Genomic DNA, 5,655 nt, shown 5'->3' on the forward strand with positions numbered 1-5,655 from the left:
ACGAGGTTTACTCTTCTACCGCCTGATGGAGCAGGCAATAGCTTGTGCCCCCGTGCCGCGTCAAATGATCGTAGGAGGCCATCCACAACATATGGTATATGGTTGAGTAAAGTGCATACCCACTTAACACAAAACAAAGAAGGAGAATGAAACCATGAAAAAGATTCTAATGAGCTTACTACTTGTGGGCGTGGTGGTGGCATTGATGGGTGGTGGTCTGTTCGCCTATTTCACTGATGTGGAAAAGAGCCAGAATAACAGTTTCCAAGCTGGAACCCTGGATATGCAAATTGGCGATAACAACGAAGGCTACGGAGATGTAGCAGTCAGCGCTAGCTTCACGTCCCCGGCTGCGTTGGCTCCAGGTGACGAATTCGAGACCAGTCCTGTCTATTTCAAGAACACCGGCACCATTCCGATCCGTTATATCTTTGGCACAGTCACCAATCTTGTCCAAACAGGCGGAACTAACCCTGATGCCGAGGGTTCTTCGTCAGCTGACAATATTGCGGACTATATCAAGTTGGTGTCCTATTCGGAACAGGCCACTGGCAGCGCAACGTTTTACGAAGAGGCATTCGATGTAACCAATGCCAATGCTTATCTGCTCTTTTGGGGCCTCACCCAAAAAGGATACATTACATTGGCCGATCTGTTGGCCGCCAATCTTGCCGGATCTAGCGTAAAAACCGGACTCTGGTGCTTCGACGGCGGTAATGATCCTACCAATCCACCCCTGCCAGTTGGTGGAACCGCAGCGATAAAGTTCAAATTCCAACTGCTACCACAGACTACCAATGTCTACCAAGGCGACTTGGTGACATTTGACGTCTATTTTACGGCAGCTCAGACCAATGAACTGCTTGACGCCTCAATTACAGAGTCCGTGGGACTATAAGCGTCGGACTCGCATTTGCGAACGTATTCTTCCCGGAATTCCCGGGAAGAATACGTTTCTCCCCATAAACACCAAACCGTAGGGAGACTTGCATTAGCAATGGATTGATTAGGATTTGGCGGCCCGAAGGATGGGATCGCCAAAGTCGGCGATCCGAGGAGTATGGAGAGGAGGCGATTTTGCGGCCATAACACGGCCGAGGGTGGATGCTGGGAAAAGAAAGCATGAACGGCAATGATTTCAGACTGATCGGAATTCCCTTGATGGGCGGAGGGTAAGGGTGGGGACCGGCTTCAGCACAATTCACAAAGAGATCGGGCAGCCGGGCGCTGCCCGTTTTGGTATGATAGGGTGGATGAAAAGGTATTTGCGGTGGGCTGGGAACGGGATATTCATCCTGCTGGTAATGACGGTGGCTTTCGTGGCCGTCTCGACGTGGTTTTTTGACTGGCGGTTCGATGCCGTCGGCACGGGGAGCATGGAGCCCACCTACAAGATCGGGGGGATGGTGGTCATCCGCCCGGTGGAGGCGGAGAAAATCGCGGTGGGCGATGTGATCACCTTCAGATCGCCCATGGAGTCGAGGCAGCTGATCACCCACCGGGTGATCGAGGTGGTCCGGGAGGATGGCGGCCTAGTCTTTCGGACGCAGGGGGATGGCAACCCGGAGCCGGACGGGTTCGATATACCCGCGGAAAACCTCCGGGGAGAAGTGTGCTGCTATGTTCCTTTGATCGGGCATGGGGTGGATTTCGTCAAGAGTCCGGAGGGCGGCATCGTTTTCGTAGGGGTGCCCGCCGGGTTTTTACTGTGGATGGAGCGCAAGCGGATCAGGGCGTGGCTGACGTGATCTGATGTTGAGGCGAGATGTTCAGAAACTCCCTGCCTGCAAGCGAAAATACCTTAATCCGTTTCCCCGGTGAATATCGGGGTCCAAGAGCGACTGGATTCCGGCCGGAGTTTACCCCGCACCTGATACGAGGCCGGAAAGACAAATGGGGCATGATGGACTTGTCGCGCAGAGTTTCTTGCCGGGCGCATCCCGCCGCGCGGAATTGGGAACTCAAAAAATGCAGGGTTACCCTCTTGCCTCAAGGCAAGCCCAGGGCATATCATGGAGAGTGATGCTTAGCAGGCTGCTGAAAAAGAGGTGAATGATTCCTCCTTTTGGGGGCCTGGGGGACACCCCCAGGCTCAAAAGTTCCCCCAACGAGTGGGGGCTAGGGGGTTGAGTCAGACTTTTTCAGCAACTCAATTGGGATCAGGTCGGGAATGACGAAAAGGAAAAGGGCCTGTGTCATTCCGATGAGCCGAAGGCGAAGAAGAATCTGAGAGCTGAGAGCGAGATTCTTGGCAAACTCTGCATCGGCGTTGGAAGATTTCATGAAAAAGAAGGTCTTGCTCGCATTGCTGGTGATCGGGATCATTCTGTCCGTGGAGACCGTGGCCGCTCTGGCGTTGCTCGACCGCGAGCGGGAGGACACTGAGGGGGTATATGCCTGCGCTTCGACGGGAATCGATCTGAAGCTCAGCGACCCGGACGAACCTGATCCGCGGAACGGCGTCACCGCCACCTGGGCCATGGAGAACATCAAGCCGGGAGATGAAACCGGCGGGTGGGTTCGCCTGTACAATACGGGCAGCACCGCCGGACACCGGATGGATATCGCGGTTTTCAATGCGGTGATCGATCCGCCGGGGCCGGAGAGCGATGCCCAGGAAAACACCCTCGACCTGGACAAGCAGATGATGATCACCGATCTCCAATACACATACTGCAACGGGAAGCGCAGAGCCGGTCTCAGCGATCTAAGGGATATGGATGGTGACGGCTACATCTCACTCGATGATTTCGAACGGCAGGGGTTGAGTATCGCGGCAAATCATCCCCCCGGAAAGAACAAGTACTACACCCTCTCCATGAGCCTCCGCTTCAATCCCATGGCCGGGAACGAGTACCAGGGGGATCAAGTCACCATGACCATGAGATTCACCTTGAGCCAGGGCAGATAGATGGGGAGGAACTGGGGGCTCAAGCACCGGATTCGAAAACCCCACCCTCTAGCCGTCGCTGGCAAATGGCTGGGGGGGATCGTCCTGGTGGTGGTGGTGACGACTGCCCTTCTGGGATTCGGGCTCCCCTATGCCGCCGGGGCCAAGTGGCTCACCGTGTTGAGCGGGAGCATGACCCCCACCCTGGATGTCGGCGGGCTCGTCCTCGTCTGGCCTATAGATGACGGCGCCATCAAAGAGGGAGATATCATCGCTTTTCATCCGCCGACGGACCCGGAGGTGATCGTCGCCCACCGGGTGATCGAGGTTCGAGACACGGTTCCCCGCAGCTTTCAGACCAAAGGGGATGCCAACGAGGATGCCGATAGCTATACCGTGGAGGCCGCCGCCGTAGTGGGCGAAGTGCGCTTTCACGTTGCCGGTGCGGGCCGTACTGCGGACCGGATCAAGGACTTTGCCGGATCGCAATGGGTGTTCCCGGTCTTTCTGGGATTGCCGGGAGCGCTGATCATTGCATCGGAGATGCGGACCATTGCGTCCGCTCTGGACCCAAGGACGAGGAGATCGGAACGATGGAAGGAAATGGAAGAGAAGCGCCGCAAAAAAAGAAGGGCACTGATGAAGAACCACACCGGGTAACGGGCGTTCGGACTGTGCTAAAGAAGCTGGTATGGACGCAGTTTGTCCGCTCCCCGCAGGTGAGGATGGTATCCTTCTCAGTGGTGATTCTGCTTCTGATCATCTCGATTCTGATCACGGTTCGGGCTTATGACGATCCCACCGAAAAGGAGCAGAGCGTTATCGCAGCCGGGTACTCGCTCTCCGGCCAGTTCTACTCCGCGCTTTACCCCGATCCCGACGTTCTCTTAGAACACGTAAGCAAATCCGGAGAATCCAGCCCCGTTGTCTTCACCAAGTTGATCGATTCCATTGACCTGACTTTCTCTTATGAGTTTGTGGCGCTTGGCCCGGTGGAAGGCATCCAGGCAGAGGCGGAACTGGTGGCGGTGGTCCAGAACCCGGGTCTATGGAGCCGGGAATACGTGCTGGCTCCGCGCCAGCCGTTAGGCAGCGACCTTCGTCTCTCGGTGCCGCTCGATTTCACTGCCATCGATCAACTGATCAGCGATACTGAAAAGGAATTGGGCTTCGCCGGTCATTCAGATACGGTGACCCTGCGGGCCAGGGTGCACAGCACGGCCCGCAACGGTGCCAGCATCATCGATGATGACTTCACCCATGATCTTGGGGTGGCGCGGCGGCAGGGCACCCTCCGATGGGATGACACCCTGGATGGGCTGGAGCGCGGACAGCAAGGAGACTCCTTCTATTGGAAACACGGGCGCTTCGACTACGCTATTCGGCTTGTACCGAATTCCGTTTATGATTCCCAAACGCTTCACTCGGAGCCGACCGCACTTCAGCTTCCTCCCCAACCGCTCGCGCTGACGGCTTCCGCGCCATCGTTGCCCGCAGGATCGGCGGACTGGGTGAATGGCACATTCTCTTATCGGCTGGAATCCGATGCCCCGATCACCAGCACCAGCCACGAAGTCAGCGTGACCGTTACGCTGCAGGATCAGAAGCGGAATTGGAGCCAATCCCTTGTGCTGGCATCCATGGAGGCGGATGGCCAATCATTCACCGTCCCCTACACGATCGACTTTGCCTATCTGAACAGCCTGATCGAAGAGGTCAGGAAGGATGTATGGCTCGCGGATCTGGCTCCTACGGTTTCGCTAAAGTCCGAAGTCCATACGCTGGCATCCACTGCCACCGGACCGATGGATGAGACGTTCGAGCAATCCATAAGCGTGACCCTGGATGGAAAGGCGCTCCAGTGGAGTGGGAACTTCGAGAAATCGAGCAAAGGGTCTATCCGCAAGACAGTCACAATCACAAATACAAGTGCTCAAAACAAACGCCTCTACTCAACCATTGCGACCTCTCTCCTGGCAATAGCACTTCTGTACCTGGTAGTCCTTTCCACACAAATAGAGCGCACTCACCTTTCGGCGGCTGAAGAGGAAGCGCGTCGCGCCCGAAAAAAGTATAAAGGCATCATCATCGATGTGGAGAATGTGCCCGGACTCAACCCTGATGAAAGGGTCGTATCGGTGGCTTCATTGGAGGACCTGATCGGCCTCAGCGATTCCCTGTTCAAACCGGTGGTGCACAAACGTCCCTCGGCTGCCGATGCCCGCCATGAGTACTATGTATTCGATGGTGCGACATGCTATCGATACCTTCTGTGATTGAACCGGCCGGTTTGTCAGCATCAGACAGCCCCCATGCTTGGGGACACGCTTTCATTCGGTGCTCCCTGCCCCAGGGAGACCGCATAGATCGCCTCTGCACATCACTGATTCTCCCTGTAAAAGGGACTAGGAACCTGCCCTCTTTGTGAAAGGGGGATCGAGAGAGTGAGGGCAACTTCCAGTCGTGAGAGATCCCGTGCGATTGCCCTTCCGCACCACGCTGGGCGGAAGGGACGATGTCGTCCTGGACGATCCCTGGCTCACCCTTCCCAACCCATATGGTACTAACGTTCCGTCATCCCAGTACTCCAAGGGCATAGAAATCGAGCCCGGCGGCCAGTTATAATGGAGTTTGCCTTTAGCCCAACTTCCGCAGTTTGACCTTGAAAAAGGTTTTTGACGAATTTTCTCAGAGTCAGCAAGAGGGAGAACGTAATGGTTGGTGAAGCTGAGTATTCTGGAAAAGCCGATGTAGTGTAGACTTTT

At 55.8% G+C, this 5,655-nt stretch carries 6 protein-coding genes; all 6 read left to right on the forward strand.

Annotated elements, in window-relative coordinates:
* Positions 1-154 precede the first annotated feature (154 nt).
* Positions 155-898, forward strand: a complete 744-nt coding sequence (locus PHV74_14690; protein ID MDD5095604.1) for a TasA family protein — start codon at positions 155-157, stop codon at positions 896-898.
* 280 nt (positions 899-1,178) lie between these two features.
* On the forward strand, positions 1,179-1,748 hold the full coding sequence (locus PHV74_14695; GenBank protein MDD5095605.1) for a signal peptidase I: 570 nt from the start codon (positions 1,179-1,181) through the stop codon (positions 1,746-1,748).
* A 533-nt stretch (positions 1,749-2,281) separates the two neighbouring features.
* Entirely contained in the window at positions 2,282-2,911 is a 630-nt protein-coding gene (locus PHV74_14700; protein MDD5095606.1) for a hypothetical protein, read from the forward strand.
* Positions 2,912-3,550 (forward strand): signal peptidase I, encoded by a 639-nt coding sequence (locus PHV74_14705; GenBank protein ID MDD5095607.1) that lies wholly within the window; start codon positions 2,912-2,914, stop codon positions 3,548-3,550.
* Positions 3,484-5,166, forward strand: coding sequence for a DUF5305 family protein (locus tag PHV74_14710; protein MDD5095608.1), 1,683 nt, complete (start codon positions 3,484-3,486; stop codon positions 5,164-5,166). The genes PHV74_14705 and PHV74_14710 overlap by 67 nt, the downstream gene beginning before the upstream one ends.
* A gap of 187 nt (positions 5,167-5,353) precedes the next feature.
* Positions 5,354-5,515, forward strand: coding sequence for a hypothetical protein (locus tag PHV74_14715; GenBank protein ID MDD5095609.1), 162 nt, complete (start codon positions 5,354-5,356; stop codon positions 5,513-5,515).
* Positions 5,516-5,655 lie beyond the last annotated feature (140 nt).

This window comes from Dehalococcoidia bacterium, from assembly GCA_028711995.1.
GTDB lineage: Bacteria > Chloroflexota > Dehalococcoidia > SZUA-161 > SpSt-899 > JAQTRE01.